Raw genomic sequence first — 20810 nt, 5'->3', positions numbered from 1 at the left:
GCGGCAAGGCAGCACATCATGACGAGCGAAACTTCCGTCAATCTTCTCGACTTCGATGCCGAGGGTCTTGTCGCGTACTGCGGCAGCCTCGGCGAGAAGCCGTTCCGCGCCAAGCAGTTGCAGCGCTGGATCCACCAGTACAACGCCGGCGATTTCGACGGCATGACCGATCTCGCGAAGTCCCTGAGAGAAAAGCTCAAGGGCCGTGCGTCGATCGTGATGCCCGAGATCGCCAGCGATCACGTTTCCACCGACGGCACGCGCAAGTGGCTGATCGACGTCGGAAACGGCAATGCGGTCGAAACCGTGTTCATCCCGGAAGAGACGCGCGGCACGCTGTGCGTGTCGTCGCAGGCCGGGTGTGCGGTCAACTGCCGCTTCTGCTCGACGGGCAAGCAGGGCTTCTCCCGCAACCTGTCGACAGCCGAAATCATCGGCCAGCTCCGGATGGCCGAATTTGCACTGCGTGCGTCGCTCGGTCGCGCGCCCGGTCCGAACGGCAAGGCCGAACGGGTCGTCACCAACGTGGTGATGATGGGCATGGGCGAGCCGCTGCTGAACTACAGCGCGGTCGTGCCTGCGATGCGGCTGATGCTCGACGACAACGCGTACGGCCTGTCGCGCCGCCGCGTCACGCTGTCGACGTCCGGCGTGGTGCCGATGATGGACCGCCTCGGCGCCGAATTGCCGGTCGCGCTCGCCGTTTCGCTGCACGCGCCGAACGATGCGCTGCGCGACGAGCTGGTGCCGCTCAACAAGAAGCATCCGCTTCGCGAGCTCATGGCCGCGTGCCAGCGCTATCTGAAAGTCGCGCCGCGCGACTTCATTACTTTCGAATACTGCATGCTCGACGGCGTCAACGACACCGAAGCGCATGCGCGCGAACTGCTGGCCGTCACGCGTGACGTTCCGTGCAAGTTCAATCTGATCCCGTTCAATCCGTTTCCGGAATCGGGCCTCATCCGCTCGAAGCCGGAGCAGATCAAGCGCTTTGCCCAGGTCCTCATCGACGCGGGTGTCGTCACGACCGTGCGCAAGACGCGCGGCGACGACATCGACGCCGCGTGCGGCCAGCTGGCCGGCGCCGTGAAGGACCGCACGCGCCTGGCGGAGCGAACGGGCGCAGCAGCAAAAATCATCGAAGTTCGGGCAATTTGACGGGGGCGCCAGGTCGGGGCGGCCTGGCCCGGATGCCCGAGCCTCTTGGCGGTACAACACGCGAATAGCGATCGGTCGCGGCGCCCTGGCGCCGCGCATGATATGGACAGTTGCGGGTGCCGGCCGGCGCAAGCCGGCGGCGCTCGCCAGTGAAGAAGAATCGACGCGAGGACAAGGATGAGTGAGCCGCAGCCGACAAACGGCGCAGAGACGGATGCCGCGAAGCCGGCACCGGCGGGGTTGGAAACGCTGGCGGCCGTCGGCAGCCGGTTGGCGCAGCTCCGGGAGGCGAAGGGCTGGACGGTCGACGACGTGTCGGCGCGGCTCAAGGTCGCCCCGCAGAAGCTGCGTGCGCTCGAGGCAGGCGACATCAGCCATTTGCCCGGCGTGACGTTCGCGCTCGGCGTCGTGCGCAGCTACGCGAAGATGCTCGGCGTCGATCCGGAGCCGTTTGCACAGGCGTTGCGCCGCGAGCGCGGCGTGCCGGAAGTCGATCTGTCGATGCCCGCGTCGTCGGGGACGGATCTGCCGCGCGGCCGTGTGTCGATTCCGCTCGGCGGCTCGTCGCGCCACCATCCGTGGCTGTGGGGGACGGCGATCGTCGTCGTCGCGGTGGTCGCGGTGCTCATGTGGCACACTGGCGGCGATTCGTCGAGCTGGCTCGCGCGTTTCAAGGGCAGCGACACCGAACATGCGTCGGCGGCCAGCGCGCCGGCGGCGTCTTCGGTCGAAGAGGCCGCCGCGGGCGGCGCGTCGGCGGCAGCCGGCAACGTTGCCCCGGCGCAGGTTGCGGCATCCGCCGTGGCGCCGCAGGTCGTTGCATCGGCTGCACCGGCGCCGGTTCCGGCCCCGCCGGTCGCGGTGCCTGCATCGCAACCCGTCGTGACGGCTGCAGCGAGCGGCGCAGCCGTGCCGGCCCAGCCCGCGAGCGTCGTGGTGGCGGCAGGCCAGTCGATGGTCGAACTGAAGGTCAAGCAGGATTGCTGGTTCAGCGTGCGCGACAAGAACGGCAAGGAGCTGTTCTCGGCGCTGGTGCGGGCCGGCGAGACGAAGCAGGTCGCCGGCGAGGGGCCGTTCAAGGTCACGATCGGCAACAAGGCAGGCATGGACGCGGTCGCGTTCGACGGAAAACCTGTCGATCCGGCAAAATATTCGGCAGCGCGGGGTAACGTGGCGCGGTTCACGTTGCCCTGACGTCAAGCGCCGTGGCGAGGGCCTGTCCAGGACAGGCCGCGAGGGCACGGCGCTTTTTCAATTCATGCGCCGCTTCGCGGCGCATTCCGCGTAAATGGATCTATCGATGCAATCCGAAGCTCAATCCCCACGCAGCAGTCAGATTTGTTCAACCGAGCCGGTGTTCGGCGGGCATCAGCCGCGTCGCGTGTCGCATGCGGTGGATGTTCGTTGGGGCGGGCAGCTCGTGACGATCGGCGGCGATGCGCCGGTGCGCGTCCAGTCGATGACGAATACCGACACGGCCGACGCGATCGGCACGGCGATCCAGATCAAGGAACTCGCGAACGCGGGCTCCGAACTGGTTCGCATCACCGTCAACACGCCGGAGGCCGCGGCCGCCGTGCCGGCGATCCGCGAACAGCTCGACCGGATGGGCGTGAGCGTGCCGCTCGTCGGCGATTTCCACTACAACGGCCACCTGCTGCTGCGCGACTACCCGGGCTGCGCGGAAGCGCTGTCGAAGTACCGGATCAATCCCGGCAACGTCGGCCAGGGTGCGAAGCGCGACACGCAGTTCGCGCTGATGATCGAAGCCGCGGCCAAGTACGACAAGGCGGTGCGGATCGGCGTGAACTGGGGCAGCCTCGACCAGGACCTGCTCGCGCGCATGATGGACGAGAACGGCGCGCGTGCGCAGCCGTGGGACGCGCAAAGCGTGATGTACGAGGCGCTGATCCAGTCGGCGATCGGCTCGGCCGAGCGCGCGGTCGAACTCGGTCTCGGCCGTGATCGCATCGTGCTGTCGTGCAAGGTCAGCGGCGTGCAGGACCTGATCGCCGTGTACCGCGAACTCGGCCGCCGCTGCGGCTTCGCGCTGCACCTCGGTCTGACCGAGGCCGGCATGGGCTCGAAGGGCATCGTTGCCTCGACGGCCGCGCTCGGCGTGCTGCTGCAGGAAGGGATCGGCGACACGATCCGCATCTCGCTGACGCCGGAACCGGGCGCGCCGCGCACGGGCGAGGTGATCGTCGGCCAGGAAATCCTGCAGACGATGGGCCTGCGCTCGTTTGCGCCGATGGTGATCGCGTGTCCGGGCTGCGGCCGCACGACGAGCACGCTGTTCCAGGAGCTCGCGATGCAGATCCAGACCTACCTGCGCGAGCAGATGCCCGTATGGCGCAAGGAATATCCGGGCGTCGAGAAGATGAACGTCGCGGTGATGGGCTGCATCGTCAACGGCCCGGGCGAATCGAAGCACGCGAACATCGGCATCAGCCTGCCGGGTTCGGGCGAGAACCCGGCCGCGCCCGTCTTCATCGACGGCGAGAAGGTCAAGACGCTGCGCGGCGAGCGGATCGCCGAGGAATTCCAGCAGATCGTCAGCGACTACGTCGCACGCAACTACGGCCGCACCGAAGCCCTGAATTAATTCGTCCACACAACACGATGACTGAACAGAAACGCAAGATCGAGAAGCTCACCGGTGTCAAAGGCATGAACGACATCCTTCCGCAGGATGCCGGCCTGTGGGAGTTCTTCGAAGCTACCGTGAAATCGTTGCTGCGCGCGTACGGCTACCAGAACATCCGCACGCCGATCGTCGAACACACGCAGCTCTTCACGCGCGGCATCGGCGAAGTCACGGACATCGTCGAGAAGGAAATGTACAGCTTCACCGACGCGCTGAACGGCGAGAACCTGACGATGCGCCCGGAGAACACCGCGGCCGTCGTGCGTGCGTCGATCGAGCACAACATGCTGTACGACGGCCCGAAGCGCCTGTGGTACATCGGCCCGATGTTCCGTCACGAGCGTCCGCAGCGCGGCCGCTACCGCCAGTTCCACCAGGTCGGCGTCGAGGCGCTCGGCTTCGCGGGCCCGGATGCGGACGCCGAGATCATCATGATGTGCCAGCGCCTGTGGGACGACCTCGGGCTGACCGGCATCAAGCTCGAGATCAACTCGCTCGGCCTCGCGGAAGAGCGGGCCGCGCACCGCGTCGAACTGATCAAGTACCTCGAGCAGTTCGCTGACGTACTGGACGAGGACGCGAAGCGCCGCCTGTATACGAACCCGCTGCGCGTGCTCGACACGAAGAATCCCGCGCTGCAGGAAATCGCGCAGAACGCGCCGAAGCTGATCGACTTCCTCGGCGACGAATCGCGTGCGCACTTCGAAGGGTTGCAGCGCCTGCTGCTCGCGAACAACATTCCGTTCAAGATCAACCCGCGTCTCGTGCGCGGCCTCGACTACTACAACCTGACCGTGTTCGAGTGGGTGACCGACAAGCTCGGCGCACAGGGCACCGTCGCGGCCGGCGGCCGCTATGATCCGCTGATCGAGCAGCTCGGCGGCAAGCCGACCGCCGCATGCGGTTGGGCGATGGGCATCGAGCGCATTCTCGAACTGCTGAAGGAAGAGGATCTCGTGCCCGAGCAGGAAGGTGTCGACGTGTACGTGGTGCACCAGGGCGAGACGGCGCGCGAACAGGCGTTCATCGCGGCCGAGCGTCTGCGCGATACGGGCCTTGACGTGATTTTCCACTGCAGCGCCGACGGCGCGCCGGCAAGCTTCAAGTCGCAGATGAAGCGGGCCGATGCAAGCGGTGCCGCGTTCGCGGTGATCTTCGGCGAAGAAGAGGTCGCGAACGGCACGGTGGGCGTGAAAGCGCTGCGCGGTGCAGGCGAGGAAGGGGAAAAGAACGTTCAGCAGACCGTACCGGTCGAAAGCTTGACCGAATTCCTAATCAATGCGATGGTTGCATCCGCCGAAGACGGCGACGACTGATCGCGCTGGCATTCGCTCGACAAGAAAAAGCCTGAACAGGAAGGAATCGCTCGCCGATGAGTTATCACGACGAACAAGAATCGATTGAAAGTGTCAAGGCGTGGTGGGCCCGCTGGGGCAACCTCACCACGTGGATCGTGCTCGCGGCGCTGGTCGTCGCGGCCGGTTTCAACGGCTGGAATTACTGGCAGCGCCGTCAGGCCGCCGAGGCTTCCGGGTTGTACGAGCAGGTCCAGAAGGCCGCCGCCGCGAACGACAAGGCGACGATGGCCCGCGCGGCCGCCGACATGGAAGACAAGTTCGGCCGCACGCCGTATGCGCAGATGACGGCCCTGTCGGCCGCGAAGACACTCTACGCGGCAGGCGACGCCGCCGGCGCGAAGGCACAGTTGCAATGGGCTGTCGATCACGCCAGGGATGACGAGTACAAGCAGATCGCGAAGCTGCGTCTCGCGTCGCTGCTGCTCGACGAGAAGGCGTACGATGCGGGCCTCGCGCTGCTGTCCGGCACGCCGGTCGATGCATTCAAGGGCGTCGTGGCGGATCGCCGCGGCGATCTGCTGGCCGCGCAAGGCAAGACCGACGACGCGCGCGCTGCGTACAAGCTTGCGCTCGATGGCCTGTCGAAGGACGACCAGTCCGCGCGCCAGCTCGTGCAGTTCAAGCTCGACGCGCTCGGCGGCTGATTCCGGCCCCCTCAACCTCTTAACTCTGCTTCGCTAACCGATGAATTTGCTGAAACGTTACGCTGTGCCCGTAGCCTGCGCGGCGGCTGTCCTGGCATTGGCGGCCTGCTCGTCGTCGAAGGACGCGCGCCGCGTGCCGACGCCGCTCACCGAGTTCAAGCCCGTCATGGACGTGCAACAGGTCTGGAAGGCGAGCGTCGGCAAGGGCGGGCGCTACCTGTTCACGCCGGTGGCCGTGGGCGATGCCGTCTATGCCGCGGGTGAGAACGGTTCGGTCGAGAAGATCGACGCGAAGACGGGCCAGACGCTGTGGCGCTCGAAAGTCGGTTCGGACCTGTCGGCCGGTGTCGGCAGTGACGGCAACCTGACCGCGGTCGGCGCGCTCAAGGGCGGCGTGTTCGTCCTCGGCCCCGACGGCAAGCTGCTGTGGAAGACGAGCGTGCAGGGCGAGATCTTCTCGCCGCCGCTGGTCGGCAACGGCCTCGTGGTCGTGCGCACGATCGACGGCCAGGTGATCGCGTTCAACGCGCAGACGGGCGAGCAGAAGTGGAACTACCGCAACCGCGCGGTGCCGCTGAACCTGCGCGTGTCGGCCGGCATGACCTTCGCGGGCGATGCGGCCGTGCTGGCGGGCTTCCCCGGCGGCGGTCTGGTTGCGATCAACCTGCAGACGGGCGAACCGTTCTGGCAGACTCCGGTGTCGTTCCCGAAGGGTGTGACCGAAGTGGAGCGCATCAACGACGTCAGCGGTCCGCCGACGCTCGTGGGTGCCGAAGCGTGCGCGGTTACGTTCCAGGGGCAGATCGGCTGCTTCGACGCGAACTCGGGCCGTCCGCTGTGGGAAAAGTCGTTCTCGAGCCGCAGCGGCCTGGCGCAGGACGATTCGGTCGTCGCCGGCGGCGACGACTGGTCGGTCGTGACGGCCTATGACGCGGCGAGCGGCAACCAGATCTGGCGCAACGACAAGCTGAAGAGCCGCGACGTCGGCGTGCCTTACCTGCTTGGCCATGCGGTCGTGATGGGCGACTACAAGGGCTTCGTGCACTTCCTGTCGCGCGAGGACGGCAGCTTCATCGCCCGGATGAAGACCGACGGCAGCGCGATTACCGCGGCGCCGGTCCTGGCGGGCAATACGCTCGTCGTGCAGACGACGGACGGCGGCCTGTACGGGTTCCGTCCGCGCTGACGCGCACGCAACAGGCGCAATCGCGGCGCGACGGGCCTGGTCCCGCGCGCCGCGGTCGCGCGACACGAAGGCGGCCGGTGTCCCCGGCCGCTCGGTATTTGAAAGGCAGTTCGAAACGAAAGACCACGGCGTGCAACGCGCGCCCGGCGCGCGCATCCGGCGCGGCGCGAATTCGTGATATTTTCATTCAGCGCAGCCGCCCGCAGCAGCGGGCCTCCCGCTGCTGCGCATCACCGTAGAAAACACAGATGAAACCGGTCATTGCCCTTGTTGGGCGCCCCAATGTGGGGAAATCCACGCTGTTCAACCGGCTCACGCGCTCGCGTGATGCGCTGGTCGCCGACTTGCCGGGCCTCACGCGCGATCGCCATTACGGCGAAGGGCGGGTCGGCGAACGGCCGTACCTGGTCGTCGATACCGGCGGCTTCGAACCCGTCGCGAAGGACGGCATCCTGCACCAGATGGCGCGTCAGACGCGGCAGGCCGTCGAGGAAGCCGACGTGGTCGTATTCATCGTCGACGGCCGTAACGGGCTCGCGCCGCAGGACAAGTCGATCGCCGACTACCTGCGCAAGACCGGCCGCCCGATCTTCCTGGTCGTCAACAAGGCCGAGGGGATGAAGTACACGGCGGTCGCGACGGACTTCTACGAGCTCGGCCTCGGCGATCCGCGCGCGATCTCGGCCGCGCACGGCGACGGCGTGACCGACATGATCAACGAGGCGCTGGAAGTCGCGTACGCGGGCCAGCCCGAGGAAGCGGACGAAGACGATCCGTCGCGCGGCATCAAGATCGCGATCGTGGGCCGCCCGAACGTCGGCAAGTCGACGCTCGTGAACGCGCTGATCGGCGAGGACCGCGTGATCGCGTTCGACATGCCGGGCACGACGCGCGATTCGATCTACGTCGACTTCGAGCGTAACGGCAAGAAATACACGCTGATCGACACGGCGGGCCTGCGACGCCGCGGCAAGGTGTTCGAGGCGATCGAGAAATTCTCGGTCGTGAAGACGCTGCAATCGATTTCCGACGCGAACGTCGTCATTCTTCTGCTGGATGCGCAGCAGGACATTTCCGATCAGGACGCGCACATCGCCGGCTTCGTCGTCGAACAGGGCCGCGCGCTCGTGATCGGCGTCAACAAGTGGGACGGTCTCGACGACCACGCGCGCGATCGCGCGAAAGCGGATTTGACCCGCAAGCTGAAATTCCTCGACTTCGCGAAATCGCACTACATTTCGGCCGCGAAGAAGACGGGCATCGGCGCGCTGATGCGCTCGGTCGACGATGCGTACGCGGCGGCCATGGCGAAACTGCCGACGCCGAAGCTCACGCGCGCGCTGATCGAGGCCGTCGAGTTCCAGCAGCCGCGCCGTCGCGGTCCGGTGCGTCCGAAGCTGCGCTACGCGCACCAGGGCGGACAGAATCCGCCGCTGATCGTGATCCACGGCAACGCGCTCGACGCGGTGACCGAAACGTACAAGCGCTACCTCGAAAACCGATTCCGCGAAACTTTCTCCCTGACCGGGACTCCATTGCGCATAGAGTTCCGTTCGTCGAACAATCCGTACGCGGACAAGGGCTGAACATGCCTGCCACGCACGTCCCGCAAGGGATAGGCCGCATGGCCTGCTGCCGGGCGGGGCAGGCAAAATCAGCTATAGTGTAGCGATTGGCGCCGGATCTCTTTTTCTTCGGCGCCAAATTCAGATCAACCTGCAAAAAAAGATGGAGTACGCCATGAGCAACAAAGGGCAATTGTTACAAGACCCGTTTTTGAACGCACTGCGCAAAGAGCACGTTCCCGTTTCGATCTATCTCGTCAACGGCATCAAGCTCCAAGGGAACATTGAATCGTTCGACCAGTACGTCGTGTTGCTCCGTAATACGGTGACCCAGATGGTCTACAAGCACGCCATCTCGACGGTCGTGCCGGCGCGCCCGGTGAATTTCCACCCGGACGCGGAAGCCACCACGTCCTAACCTATCGCAGCGGCCGGCATCCGGTCGCCGCGAGCGACCGATGCCAGCCGCCTTATCTTGACACCCGATAATTTGATCAACGCAGCGCTCGTCGGCATCGACTTCGGCAAGACCGATTTCGAAGCCAGTCTCGAAGAACTCAGTCTTCTCGCCTCAAGTGCGGGGGCACGTCCCGCCGTCACCCTCACGGGTCGTCGCGCCAGTCCCGATGCCAAGATGTTCATCGGCAGCGGCAAAGCCGAAGAACTACGGCTTGCCTGCGACGCACACAACGTCGAAATCGTCATCTTCAACCACGCACTGGCGCCGGCTCAGCAACGCAACCTGGAGCAGGCGCTTAACAGGCGGGTGGTCGATCGCACGAGTCTCATCCTCGATATCTTTGCGCAGCGCGCCCGCAGCCACGAAGGCAAGCTGCAGGTCGAGCTTGCGCAGCTGCAATACCTGTCGACCCGTCTGATTCGCGCGTGGACCCACCTGGAGCGGCAAAAGGGTGGTATCGGCCTGCGCGGCCCCGGCGAAACCCAGCTCGAAACCGACCGCCGGCTGATCGGCGAGCGCATCAAGATGCTGAAGTCGCGGCTCGACCGGCTGCGCCGGCAACACAGCACGCAGCGTCGCCAGCGCGCGCGCAGCGGCACGATGTCGGTGTCGCTCGTCGGCTATACGAACGCGGGCAAGTCGACGCTGTTCAATGCGCTGACGAAGGCGCAGGCCTATGCGGCCGATCAACTGTTCGCCACGCTCGATACGACGTCGCGGCGCGTGTACCTGGGCGACGAGGTCGGCCAGATCGTCGTGTCCGATACGGTCGGGTTCATCCGCGAACTGCCTCACCAACTGGTTGCCGCGTTCCGCGCGACCCTCGAGGAAACGATCCATGCGGATTTGCTGCTGCACGTGGTCGATGCGTCGAGCGCGGTGCGGCTCGAACAGATCGAGCAGGTGAACGGCGTGCTGCACGAAATCGGCGCGGACACGATCCGGCAGGTGCTGGTGTTCAACAAGATCGACGCCGTGCCCGAGCTGGCGGCCCGCGGCGACGCGGTCGAGCGCGACGAGTATGGTAATATTTCGCGCGTCTTTTTGAGCGCGCGCACGGGTCAGGGTCTCGACACGTTGCGTGCCGCTATCGCCGAAATCGCCTCCGCGGAACACCTTTCCAGCGCGACGTTACCCAACGGCGCGCTCGACGGCGCTCCCGCTGAACCACACGAAGACCACACGATTTCCGAACACGGGCGCTAACCGGCCCCGGCCGGTTCGCTGGCGTCCCATCTGGTGAACAAACTCTGGTGAACGAATACAACGAGCGGAGTACCTGGCGGCGGATGCGCGCCTTGCTGTCGAACAACGATCCCCGCTGGGGACGCGGCGAAGGCAAGGGCAACGACGCATCCCGTCCGCGTGCGAACGAATCGAAGCGTCCGCCCGGTGGCGACGGTGACGGTCCGCCCGATCTCGACGAGATGTGGCGCAACTTCAACCGGCGTCTGAGCGGCCTGTTCGGCGGCAAGGGCGGCAACGGCTTCCGGCCCGACAACGGCCGGGCCGCGCGCGTCGGCGTCGGCATCGTGATCGGCGTGCTGGTCGCGGTCTACGCGGGCAGCGGGCTGTTCGTCGTGCAGGACGGCCAGACGGGCGTCGTGCTGCAGTTCGGCAAATTGTCCGGCACGGTCGGTCAGGGCGTGCACTGGCGCGCGCCGTATCCGTTCGCGTCGCACGAGATCGTCGACACGTCGCAGGTCCGTTCGATCGAGATCGGCCGCAACAACGTCGTGCGTCTCGCGAACGTGAAGGAAGCCGCGATGCTGACGCGCGACGCCGACATCGTCGACGTGCGTTTCGTCGTCCAGTACCGGATCCGTTCGGCAACCGATTACCTGTTCCGCAGCGTCGACCCCGAGCGCAGCGTGTCGCAGGCCGCCCAGGCCGCGGTGCGCGCGATCGTCGGCACGCGCAGCGCAGCCGACATGCTGAGCCAGGACCGCGACGCGCTGCGCGAGCAGCTGTCCGCCGCGATCCAGCGCGATCTCGATCGCTATCAGTCGGGGCTCGAGGTCACGGCCGTCACGATGCAGAGCGTCGCGGCGCCGGAGCAGACGCAAGCCGCGTACGCCGAAGTCGCGAAGGCGCGCGACGACCGCGAGGCCGCCAAGCGTACCGCGCAGGCCTATGCGAACGACTTGCTGCCCAAGGCGCAGGGCGATGCCGCGAAACTCGCCGACGAAGCGAAGGCGTATGCCGATCGCGTGGTCACCGAGGCCGAAGGCGACGCCGACCGGTTCAAGCAAGTCTATGCGCAGTATTCGAAGGCGCCCGCGGTGATCCGCGAGCGGATGTACCTCGAGACGATGCAGGAAATCTATTCGAACGCGACGAAGGTGTTCGTCGGCAACAAGGGCAGCAACGTCGTGTACCTGCCGCTCGACAAGCTCGTCGAGCAGGGGCGACAAAACGCCACGAGCACCGCGAATGCCGCGACGCCCGCCGGCGCATCTGCGCCCGACGCAGCGTCGGCTCCGGCCGCCGCGGCGGCGAGCGTGCCCGCGAGCGCGGCTTCGGCCGCGGCGGCGCCCGCACCGGGCAGCGACGTGCTGCGGTCGCGCGAAGCGTTCCGCAGCCGCTCGCGCGAAGACGATACGAAGTAACGGGAGCGCAGAACATGAACCGAATCATTGCGCTCGTCGTCGCAATCGTGATCGTCGCCTTCGCGGCGTCGTCGACCGTGCTGACCGTCGATCCGCGCCATACGGCCGTGCTGTCGGGCCGCGACGGCACGCAGCCCGAACTCGCGGGCCCCGGCATCCATTTCAAGCTGCCGCCGCCGCTGCAGACGGCGACGCTGATCGACACGCGCCTGCAATCGCTCGAATCATCGGATCCGCTGCAACTGGCGACCGAAGACAAGCACGATCTGCTCGTCACCTATGCGGTCAAGTACCGGATCAGCGATCCGATGAAGTACTTCGCGGCTACGGGCGGCGACTCGGCCGCCGCCACCGAGCGTCTGGCCGGCGCGCTGAAGAGCGCGCTCGGTGACGCGTTCGGCAAGCGCGCGCTCGACGACGCGCTCGGCGGACAGCGCGACGTCGCCAATGCGGCTCGCGATGCGGTGCGCGCGAAGGCATCCGGCTTCGGCGTCGACGTGGTCGATGTCCAGTTGACGCGTGTCGACTTGCCGGCTGCGCAGGCTGACGCCGTCTATCAGCGGATGATTGCCGCGCTGCGCGCCCAGGCCGCACAGGTGCGCGCGGATGGCGCTGCGGATGTCGAACAGATCAAGGCCGATGCGGAACGCGAACAGCAGGCGGTGCTCGCGAATGCGTACAAGTCCGCGCAGACGATCAAGGGCGAGGGCGATGCAAAGGCCGCGTCGATCGCCGCCGACGCGTTCGGCCGCGATCCGCAGTTCTACCAGTTCTACGCGAGCCTGCAGGCTTACCGGAATACCTTCAAGCGCAACGACATCATCGTTGTCGATCCCGACAGCGAGTTTTTCCGTTTCATGCGCAGCCCGACGGGCGGTGCCGCACCGGCGGCACCTGCTCCCCGCAAACACTGACCTTGGGGCGCCGCGTCGAGCGGCGCCGTCGCTCGCATGGATCTGGCTGGTTCGTTGTTGCTCGCGGTAGCACTGATGCTGATCATCGAGGGGGCGTTTCCCTTCGTGTTTCCCGTCGCCTGGCGCGACACGTTTCGTAGAATAGCGGAGCGGCCGCCGCATCATATCCGGATCGGCGGGCTCATCGTGATGGCGCTGGGGCTCATCCTGCTGCTGCTCGCCACCTGACGGAGACCTGAACCGGACGGCGCATCCGCCGTCCGTTCCGCACGATTCCGATTTCCGATTCATCTCGTGGCGCGCGCGTCGCGCCCTGTTTCCCGTCGTAGGACCGTACCGATGTCGACCTGGTTACTTCCCGAGAATATCGCCGACGTACTGCCGTCGGAAGCGCGCAAGATCGAGGAGCTGCGCCGCAGGCTGCTCGACCGCTTCCGTTCGTACGGCTACGAAATGGTGATGCCGCCGCTGCTCGAATACCTCGAGTCGCTCCTGACGAGCGGCGGCACCGACCTGCGCCTGCGCACCTTCAAGCTGGTCGACCAGCTGTCGGGCCGCACGCTCGGCCTGCGCGCGGACATCACGCCGCAGGTCGCGCGCATCGACGCGCACCTGCTGAACCGCCAGGGCGTCACGCGCCTTTGCTATGCGGGGCATGTGATGCATACGCGTCCGCGCGGCCTGCACGCGACGCGCGAACAGATTCAGATCGGCGCCGAAATCTATGGGCATGCCGGGCTGGAAGCCGATCTCGAGATCCAGCAACTGATGCTCGACGCGCTGCACCTCGCGGGGCTGTCGCGAATCCGTCTGGACCTCTGCCATGCAGGTGTGCTCGCGGCGCTGCTCGCGCGCGACGCGCAGGCCGCCGAGCGTGGCGAGTCGCTGTACGACGCGCTGTCGGGCAAGGACGTGCCGCTGCTGAACGAACTCACCGACGATCTCGGCGCCGACACGCGCGCGGCGCTGCGTGCGCTGCCGCATCTGTATGGCGATGCGAGCGTGCTCGACGAGGCGCGCGCACGGCTGCCGGTGCTGCCCGAGATCACGCGCGCGCTCGACGATCTCGCGCAGCTCGCGGCTCAGGCGAAGGGCGTCGAGGTGGCGATCGATCTGGCCGACCTGCGCGGCTACGCGTACCACAGCGGCGCGATGTTTACGGCGTACATCGACGGCGTGCCGAACGCGATCGCGCGCGGCGGCCGTTATGACCACGTGGGGCAGGCTTACGGTCGCGCCCGCCCGGCGACGGGCTTCTCGCTCGACCTGCGCGAGCTCGCGCGCATTTCACCGATCGAGGCGCGCGGCACCGCGATTCTCGCGCCGTGGGCGCAGGACGATGCGCTGGGCGCGGCCGTTGCGGCGCTGCGCGATGCGGGCGAGGTCGTGATCCAGGCATTGCCGGGGCACGACCACGTGCTCGACGAATTCGCGTGCGACCGTTCGCTCGTCGAGCGCAACGGCGCATGGGTGGTCGAACCCCGTTAAACAGGTGTTCGCGGGCCGTCGTTCAGCGTGCATATCGTTGAAGCGAAACGGAAAAATTCGGAAACGCCCGCGAACATAGGTAGAATACGTTTTTAACCAGCTAACGAATCAACATGTCTGCCAGCGCAGTGAACGTGACTCCCGGGCGCAATGTCGTCGTCGTGGGAACGCAATGGGGTGATGAAGGCAAGGGCAAGATCGTCGACTGGCTGACGGACCACGCTCAGGGCGTCGTGCGTTTCCAGGGCGGTCACAACGCCGGCCACACCCTCATCATCGGCGGCAAGAAAACCATCTTGCGCCTCATTCCGTCGGGCATCATGCGTGAAGGCGTCGCCTGCTACATCGGCAACGGCGTCGTCCTGTCCCCCGAGGCACTGTTCAAGGAAATCGGCGAGCTGGAAGAAGCCGGCGTGAACGTTCGCGATCGCCTGTTCATTTCCGAAGCCACGACGCTGATCCTGCCGTACCACATCGCGATCGACCAGGCGCGCGAAGCGCGCAAGGGCGCGGGCAAGATCGGTACGACCGGCCGCGGCATCGGCCCCGCGTACGAAGACAAGGTCGGCCGCCGCGCGCTGCGCGTGCAGGACCTGTTCGACGCGAAGACCTTCGCCGACCGCCTGCGCGAAAACCTCGATTTCCACAACTTCGTGCTGACCCAGTACCTGGGTGGCGCAGCCGTCGATTTCCAGGCCACGCTCGACACGATGCTCGGCTATGCCGATCGCCTGAAGCCGATGGTGGCCGACGTGTCGCGCCGCCTGTACGACGCGAACAACGCCGGTCAGAACCTGCTGTTCGAAGGCGCGCAAGGCACGCTGCTCGACATCGACCACGGCACTTATCCGTTCGTCACGTCGAGCAATTGCGTCGCGGGTGCGGCATCGGCCGGCGCCGGCGTCGGTCCGCAGAAGCTGGACTACATCCTCGGCATCACGAAGGCGTATTGCACGCGCGTCGGCGCAGGCCCGTTCCCGAGCGAGCTGTACGATGCGGACAACCCGCAGCGTCAGGATCAGGTCGGCGTCACGCTGGCGAACGTCGGCAAGGAATTCGGCTCGGTCACCGGCCGTCCGCGCCGCACCGGCTGGCTCGACGCAGCCGCACTGCGCCGCTCGATCCAGATCAACGGCGTGTCGGGCCTGTGCATGACGAAGCTCGACGTGCTCGACGGCCTCGATGAAGTCAAGCTGTGCGTCGGCTACAAGATCGACGGCAAGGACGTGGACATCCTGCCGCGCGGTGCGGCCGATGTCGCGCGTTGCGAGCCCGTGTACGAAACCTTCGCCGGCTGGAAGGAAAGCACCGTCGGCATCAAGACGTGGGACGCGCTGCCGGCGAACGCGCAGGCATACCTGAGCCGTGTCCAGGAAGTGGCCGGCGTGCCGGTCGACATGGTTTCGACCGGCCCGGATCGCGACGAAACGATCCTGCTCCGCCATCCGTTCAAGGTGTAATTTTCAGCATGACGCAGCAAATCACGATGACGGCGGCAGACTTGATGACCGATCCGCGCAACGACGACAAGAACCTGTGGGTGGGCTGGGACGAATACCATCGTCTGATCGAGCTGCTCGCGCTTCAGGTGCATGAATCGGGCTGGAAGTTCGACCAGATCCTGTGCCTCGCGCGCGGCGGTCTGCGGGTCGGCGATCAGCTCTCGCGCATCTATGACGTTCCGCTCGCGATCCTCGCGACGAGTTCGTACCGCGAAGCAGCCGGCACCGAGCAGGGTGAGCTCGACATCGCGCAGTACATCACGATGACGCGCGGCAACCTCGCGGGCAACGTGCTGCTGGTCGACGATCTCGTCGATTCGGGCGTCACGCTCGCGCGCGTGCAGGAGCACCTTAAGGAGCGCTATCCGTCCGTCACGGCCGTGCGTTCGGCCGTGCTCTGGTACAAGGGCTGTTCGAAGGTGAGGCCCGACTATCACACGCAGTATCTGCCGACGAACCCGTGGATTCATCAGCCGTTCGAAGAGTGGGACACTGTTCGTCCGCACAACATCGAGGCGTGGATCAAGCGTGGTCGCTCGCAGCGCGACGGTTCGGGCGCGTAAGCGCCCGGCCGATCGAAGGAAAGCCTTGTACGGCGCCGCTTGCGGCGCCGTTTTTCATTGGGGCGCCACGCCGGCGGGCGCGGCGATCGGGCATTCGCGGTAGGCAGGCGGCGCGGCCCCGGCTATGATGGCAGCCCTGCCACAGCTTGCGTGGGATTGCATGCGCGGCGTGGATCACGTGGTGTCAGGGCAACACGGCAGGGCGGTGTTTCAGGGGGGGCGCGAGTAGAATAGCGCTCGTTTTGTCCGAACCGGACCCGATTATTACGCTTCATATGAACGACACGATCCAGGCGACCGACGCAGCCCATGCGCATTCGACGCACCAACACTCGATGCGGGCGCTTGCGATAGCGGCCATTGGCGTCGTGTTTGGCGACATCGGCACCAGCCCGCTGTATTCGCTGAAGGAGGCGTTCAGCCCCGCACACGGCATCCCGCTGACCGAAAGCTCGATTCTGGGGGTGATCTCGCTGCTGTTCTGGGCGATCATCCTGGTGGTCGGTATCAAATATCTGCTGTTCGTGATGCGGGCCGACAACAACGGCGAGGGCGGCGTGCTCGCGCTGATGGCCCTGTCGCTGCGGCCCCTCGACTCGAAAACCCGCGTCGCGGGCGCGCTGATGGCGCTCGGGATATTCGGCGCGTGCATGTTCTACGGGGACGCGGTGATCACGCCGGCGATCTCGGTGATGTCGGCGGTCGAAGGTCTCGAAATCGCGACGCCACACTTGTCCCACCTCGTACTGCCGATCACGATCGTGATCCTGATCGCGCTGTTCTGGATCCAGCGCCACGGCACCGCACTGGTCGGCAAGCTATTCGGCCCGATCATGGTCGTGTGGTTCGTCGTGATCGCGGCACTCGGCGTGTACCACATCGTGCGCGTGCCGGGCATCATGGCGGCGATCAATCCGTACTACGCGGCGTCGTTCATGGCGGACCACCTGCTGCAGGCCTACGTCGTGCTGGGTTCGGTCGTGCTGGTGCTGACCGGTGCGGAGGCGCTCTACGCGGACATGGGGCACTTTGGTGCGAAGCCGATCCGTCTCGCCGCGTACGGGCTCGTGATGCCGTCGCTCGTGCTGAACTACTTCGGCCAGGGCGCGCTGCTGATCCAGAACCCGAAAGCGATCGAAAACCCGTTCTTCCTGCTGGCGCCCGAATGGGGGTTGCTGCCGCTCGTCGTGCTGTCGACGGTCGCGACCGTGATCGCGTCGCAGGCCGTGATCTCGGGCGCGTATTCTCTGACGTCGCAGGCGATCCAGCTCGGCTACGTGCCGCGCATGAAGGTGCTGCATACGTCCGAGCTGGCGATCGGCCAGATCTACGTGCCGGTGGTGAACTGGCTGCTGCTGTTCGTGATTCTCTGCATCGTGATCGGCTTCAAGAGCTCCGACAACCTGGCGGCAGCGTACGGTATCGCGGTGACGGCGACGATGGTCATCACCACCGTGCTGGCGTGCGTCGTGATGGTGAAGGTGTGGAACTGGAACCGGCTGCTCGTCGGCGCGATCATCGCGGTGTTCCTCGCGATCGACCTGGGCTTCTTCGGCGCGAATCTGCTGAAGGTCGCGCAGGGCGGCTGGCTGCCGATCGGCATCGGCGCGCTGCTGTTCTTCCTGCTGATGACCTGGTACAAGGGTCGCCACATCGTCAAGGAGCGCACGGCCGCGGACGGTATCCCGCTCGAGCCGTTCCTGCAGGGGCTGCTCGCGCATCCGCCGCACCGCGTGTCGGGCACCGCGATCTACCTGACCGGCAACGACAAGCTCGTGCCCGTCAGCCTGCTGCACAACCTGAAGCACAACAAGGTGCTCCACGAGCGGACCATCTTCCTGACGTTCGTCACGCGCGACATTCCGTACGTGCGCGACGACACGCGCCTGAGTTCGCGCGATGCGGGTGGCGGCCTGTACATCGTCAAGGCCCAGTACGGCTTCAACGAGACACCGGACGTGAAGGCCGTGCTCGAGGAATTCGGCCGCTCGCACGACATGACGTTCGAGCTGATGGACACGTCGTTCTTCCTCGCGCGCGAAACGGTCGTGCCGACGCATCTGCCCGGCATGTCGATCTGGCGCGAGCGCGTGTTCGCCTGGATGCATCAGAACGCGGCGAAGCCGACCGATTTCTTCTCGATCCCAGCGAACCGCGTCGTCGAGCTCGGCACCAAGATCGAGATCTGACCGACGCGCGTGGGCCGCGGATGCGGCCCAATTCGGCAGTGCGCTTGCCGACGCCATGAAAAAGCCCGCCTGTCGGCGGGCTTTTTTTCGTGCGTCGACGACCTTCGCGCGTTTAGCGCTTCAGCTTCGCGAACGCCGCGGCCATCGCGCCGGCCGGTTCCGGCTCGCGCGAACGCTGCGGGCGGGCCGCGCCGCGGCCGGCATTGCCGCGATCCTGACTGCTGCGCGGCGCCATGCCGGGCGCGGCCGCTTCGTCGTCGAGGCGCATCGTCAGCGCAATGCGCTGGCGCTTCACGTCGACGTCGAGCACCTTGACCTTGACGACCTGGCCGGCCTTCACGACTTCGTGCGGATCCTTGATGAACTTCGTCGACATCGCCGACACGTGGACGAGACCGTCCTGGTGCACGCCGATATCCACAAACGCGCCGAATGCCGCGACGTTCGTCACGACCCCTTCAAGGAGCATGCCGGGCATCAGATCGGACACCTTCTCGACGCCGTCGCGGAACGTTGCGGTCTTGAATTCAGGCCGCGGGTCGCGACCCGGTTTTTCGAGTTCGGACAGAATGTCGCGCACGGTCGGCAGGCCGAAACGTTCGTCAACAAATTCCGTCGGCGACAGTCCGGACAGCGCGTCGCGGCTGCCGAGCACGTCGTCGATCCGCTTGCTGATCTTCGCGAGGATCCGTTCGACGACCGGATAGGCCTCCGGGTGGACCGACGAGCGGTCGAGCGGATTCTCGCCGCCGTTGATGCGCAGGAAGCCGGCCGCCTGTTCGAAGGTCTTGTCGCCGAGACGCGGCACCTTGCGCAGATGATCGCGCGACGGGAACGGCCCGTTCGCGTCGCGGTAGTCGACGATGTTGCGCGCGAGCGTGGCGTTCAGGCCCGATACGCGTGCAAGCAGCGCGACCGACGCGGTATTCGCGTCGACGCCGACCGCGTTCACGCAATCCTCGACGACCGCGTCGAGCGAGCGGGCGAGTTCGCGCTGGTTCACGTCGTGCTGGTACTGGCCGACGCCGATCGCCTTCGGCTCGATCTTCACGAGCTCGGCGAGCGGATCCTGCAGGCGGCGCGCGATCGACACGGCGCCGCGCAGCGACACGTCGAGTTCCGGAAATTCCTTCGCGGCCAGCTCGGACGCCGAGTAGACCGACGCGCCGGCTTCCGACACGACGATCTTCTGCAGCCGCAGTTCGGGGTGCTTCGAGATCAGCTCGCTCGCGAGCTTGTCGGTTTCACGGGACGCGGTGCCGTTGCCGATGCTGATCAGCTCCGCCTGCGTCTGCGCGGCGATGCGCGCGAGCTTCGCGAGCGAGCCGTCCCAGTCGCGGCGCGGCTCGTGCGGGTAGATCGTGTCGGTCGCGAGCAGCTTGCCGGTGCGGTCGACCACGGCGACCTTCACGCCCGTGCGCAGGCCGGGGTCGAGACCGATCACGGCCTTCGGGCCGGCCGGCGCGGCCAGCAGCAGGTCCTTCAGGTTGCGCGCGAACACGCGGATCGCCTCGGCTTCCGCCGTTTCACGCAGTTGCGTGAGCAGTTCGTTCTCGATGTGCGGCTGCACCTTCACGCGCCAGCACCAGCGGCACACGTCGGACAGCCACTTGTCGGCGGGACGGCTCTGGTTCGCGATCCCGAAATGGCGCGCGATCATCGCTTCGCCGGGATGCGGTACCTGCGCGTCGAGTTCCTCGCCGAGGCCCAGCTTGACGGTCAGCACACCGGCGTTGCGGCCGCGGAACAGCGCAAGCGCGCGGTGCGACGGCACGGTCCGGATCGTCTCCGCGTAGTCGTAGTAGTCGCGGAACTTCTCGCCTTCCTCGTTTTCCTTGCCTTCGACCACGGCCGACGACACGACGCCCTGGCTGTGCAGGTAGTCGCGCAGCTTGCCGAGCAGTTCGGCCGTTTCGCCGAACTGTTCGGACAGGATGTCGCGCGCGCCGTCGAGCGCGCCCTTCACGTCGGCGACACCCTTGTCGGCATCGACGTACGCGGCGGCTTCCGCCTGCGGGTCGAGCAGCGGATTCGCGAGCAGCGCCTGCGCGAGCGGCTCGAGGCCGGCTTCGCGGGCGATCTGCGCGCGCGTGCGGCGCTTCGGCTTGTACGGCAGATAAAGGTCTTCGAGCACCTGCTTGCTGTCGGCCGCGTCGATCGCGGCGCGCAGTTCGTCGGTCAGCTTGCCCTGTTCGTCGATGCTCGACAGGATCGTCGCGCGGCGATCCTCGAGTTCGCGCAGATACAGGAGGCGTTCCTCGAGCTGGCGCAGCTGCGTGTCGTCCAGGTTGCCGGTCACTTCCTTGCGGTATCGGGCAATGAACGGAACGGTCGAGCCTTCGTCGAGGAGTTGCACTGCCGCCGCGACCTGGCGCGGCTGGACGGACAGTTCGGTGGCGATGCGCTGTACGATCTTGAGTGCTACGGTTTCCGTCATGTCGTGGATGATGTGCCTGCTGAAATCGCGGCGCGGGCCGGCAGACCGCGCGCGGCGGGCTGCGAGACGGGCCCGCCGGACCAGATGCCG

At 66.2% G+C, this 20810-nt stretch carries 17 protein-coding genes; 16 read left to right on the top strand and 1 reads right to left on the bottom strand.

Annotated features, from left to right (window positions below; translation table 11 throughout):
- Positions 1–18: 18 nt before the first annotated feature.
- The 16 genes from rlmN to ACVK00_RS21250 all read left to right on the top strand — a co-directional run bounded on the left by rlmN (position 19) and on the right by ACVK00_RS21250 (position 18283).
- Complete coding sequence (gene rlmN / locus ACVK00_RS21325; RefSeq protein ID WP_006755776.1) at positions 19–1158, top strand: 23S rRNA (adenine(2503)-C(2))-methyltransferase RlmN; 1140 nt, start codon at positions 19–21, stop codon at positions 1156–1158.
- Positions 1159–1335: 177 nt separating this feature from the next.
- A complete protein-coding gene (locus ACVK00_RS21320) occupies positions 1336–2352 on the top strand; it encodes a helix-turn-helix domain-containing protein (RefSeq protein ID WP_284890830.1) in 1017 nt (338 codons plus the stop codon).
- A gap of 106 nt (positions 2353–2458) precedes the next feature.
- On the top strand, positions 2459–3763 hold the full coding sequence (ispG, locus tag ACVK00_RS21315; protein WP_228904440.1) for a flavodoxin-dependent (E)-4-hydroxy-3-methylbut-2-enyl-diphosphate synthase: 1305 nt from the start codon (positions 2459–2461) through the stop codon (positions 3761–3763).
- A gap of 17 nt (positions 3764–3780) precedes the next feature.
- The gene (gene hisS / locus ACVK00_RS21310; protein WP_126227980.1) at positions 3781–5121 is read left to right on the top strand and encodes a histidine--tRNA ligase; all 1341 of its coding nucleotides are present in this window, start codon (positions 3781–3783) and stop codon (positions 5119–5121) included.
- 56 nt (positions 5122–5177) lie between these two features.
- Positions 5178–5807 carry a tetratricopeptide repeat protein gene (locus ACVK00_RS21305; RefSeq protein WP_175730877.1) on the top strand — a complete coding sequence of 210 codons (630 nt, stop codon included), beginning with the start codon at positions 5178–5180 and terminating at the stop codon, positions 5805–5807.
- Positions 5808–5847: 40 nt separating this feature from the next.
- On the top strand, positions 5848–6993 hold the full coding sequence (bamB, locus tag ACVK00_RS21300) for an outer membrane protein assembly factor BamB (RefSeq protein WP_228904438.1): 1146 nt from the start codon (positions 5848–5850) through the stop codon (positions 6991–6993).
- A gap of 248 nt (positions 6994–7241) precedes the next feature.
- Positions 7242–8579: a ribosome biogenesis GTPase Der gene (der, locus tag ACVK00_RS21295; protein ID WP_006754898.1), complete on the top strand. Its 1338-nt coding sequence runs from the start codon at positions 7242–7244 to the stop codon at positions 8577–8579.
- 154 nt (positions 8580–8733) lie between these two features.
- Complete coding sequence (hfq, locus tag ACVK00_RS21290) at positions 8734–8976, top strand: RNA chaperone Hfq (RefSeq protein ID WP_006754897.1); 243 nt, start codon at positions 8734–8736, stop codon at positions 8974–8976.
- 72 nt (positions 8977–9048) lie between these two features.
- Positions 9049–10224 carry a GTPase HflX gene (hflX, locus tag ACVK00_RS21285; RefSeq protein WP_174959440.1) on the top strand — a complete coding sequence of 392 codons (1176 nt, stop codon included), beginning with the start codon at positions 9049–9051 and terminating at the stop codon, positions 10222–10224.
- A gap of 47 nt (positions 10225–10271) precedes the next feature.
- A complete protein-coding gene (gene hflK / locus ACVK00_RS21280) occupies positions 10272–11627 on the top strand; it encodes an FtsH protease activity modulator HflK (RefSeq protein WP_228904435.1) in 1356 nt (451 codons plus the stop codon).
- A 14-nt stretch (positions 11628–11641) separates the two neighbouring features.
- Positions 11642–12541 carry a protease modulator HflC gene (gene hflC, locus ACVK00_RS21275; RefSeq protein ID WP_284890832.1) on the top strand — a complete coding sequence of 300 codons (900 nt, stop codon included), beginning with the start codon at positions 11642–11644 and terminating at the stop codon, positions 12539–12541.
- Between the two features lie 36 nt (positions 12542–12577).
- Positions 12578–12769, top strand: coding sequence for a DUF2065 domain-containing protein (locus tag ACVK00_RS21270; RefSeq protein ID WP_006755322.1), 192 nt, complete (start codon positions 12578–12580; stop codon positions 12767–12769).
- 111 nt (positions 12770–12880) lie between these two features.
- The gene (locus ACVK00_RS21265) at positions 12881–14029 is read left to right on the top strand and encodes an ATP phosphoribosyltransferase regulatory subunit (protein ID WP_166723188.1); all 1149 of its coding nucleotides are present in this window, start codon (positions 12881–12883) and stop codon (positions 14027–14029) included.
- Between the two features lie 113 nt (positions 14030–14142).
- Positions 14143–15489 (top strand): adenylosuccinate synthase, encoded by a 1347-nt coding sequence (locus ACVK00_RS21260; RefSeq protein ID WP_284890833.1) that lies wholly within the window; start codon positions 14143–14145, stop codon positions 15487–15489.
- Positions 15490–15497: 8 nt separating this feature from the next.
- Positions 15498–16094, top strand: coding sequence for a phosphoribosyltransferase (locus ACVK00_RS21255; protein ID WP_284890834.1), 597 nt, complete (start codon positions 15498–15500; stop codon positions 16092–16094).
- Positions 16095–16369: 275 nt separating this feature from the next.
- The gene (locus ACVK00_RS21250) at positions 16370–18283 is read left to right on the top strand and encodes a potassium transporter Kup (RefSeq protein ID WP_228904429.1); all 1914 of its coding nucleotides are present in this window, start codon (positions 16370–16372) and stop codon (positions 18281–18283) included.
- A gap of 112 nt (positions 18284–18395) precedes the next feature.
- Here ACVK00_RS21250 and ACVK00_RS21245 read toward each other — a convergent pair whose 3' ends face one another.
- Positions 18396–20720 (bottom strand): Tex family protein, encoded by a 2325-nt coding sequence (locus ACVK00_RS21245; RefSeq protein WP_284890835.1) that lies wholly within the window; start codon positions 20718–20720, stop codon positions 18396–18398.
- Positions 20721–20810: the final 90 nt, after the last annotated feature.

Source organism: Burkholderia sp. PvR073, assembly GCF_054055695.1.
Note: the sequence above shows the minus strand (reverse complement) of the source record. Positions and strands in the feature narration are given on the sequence as shown.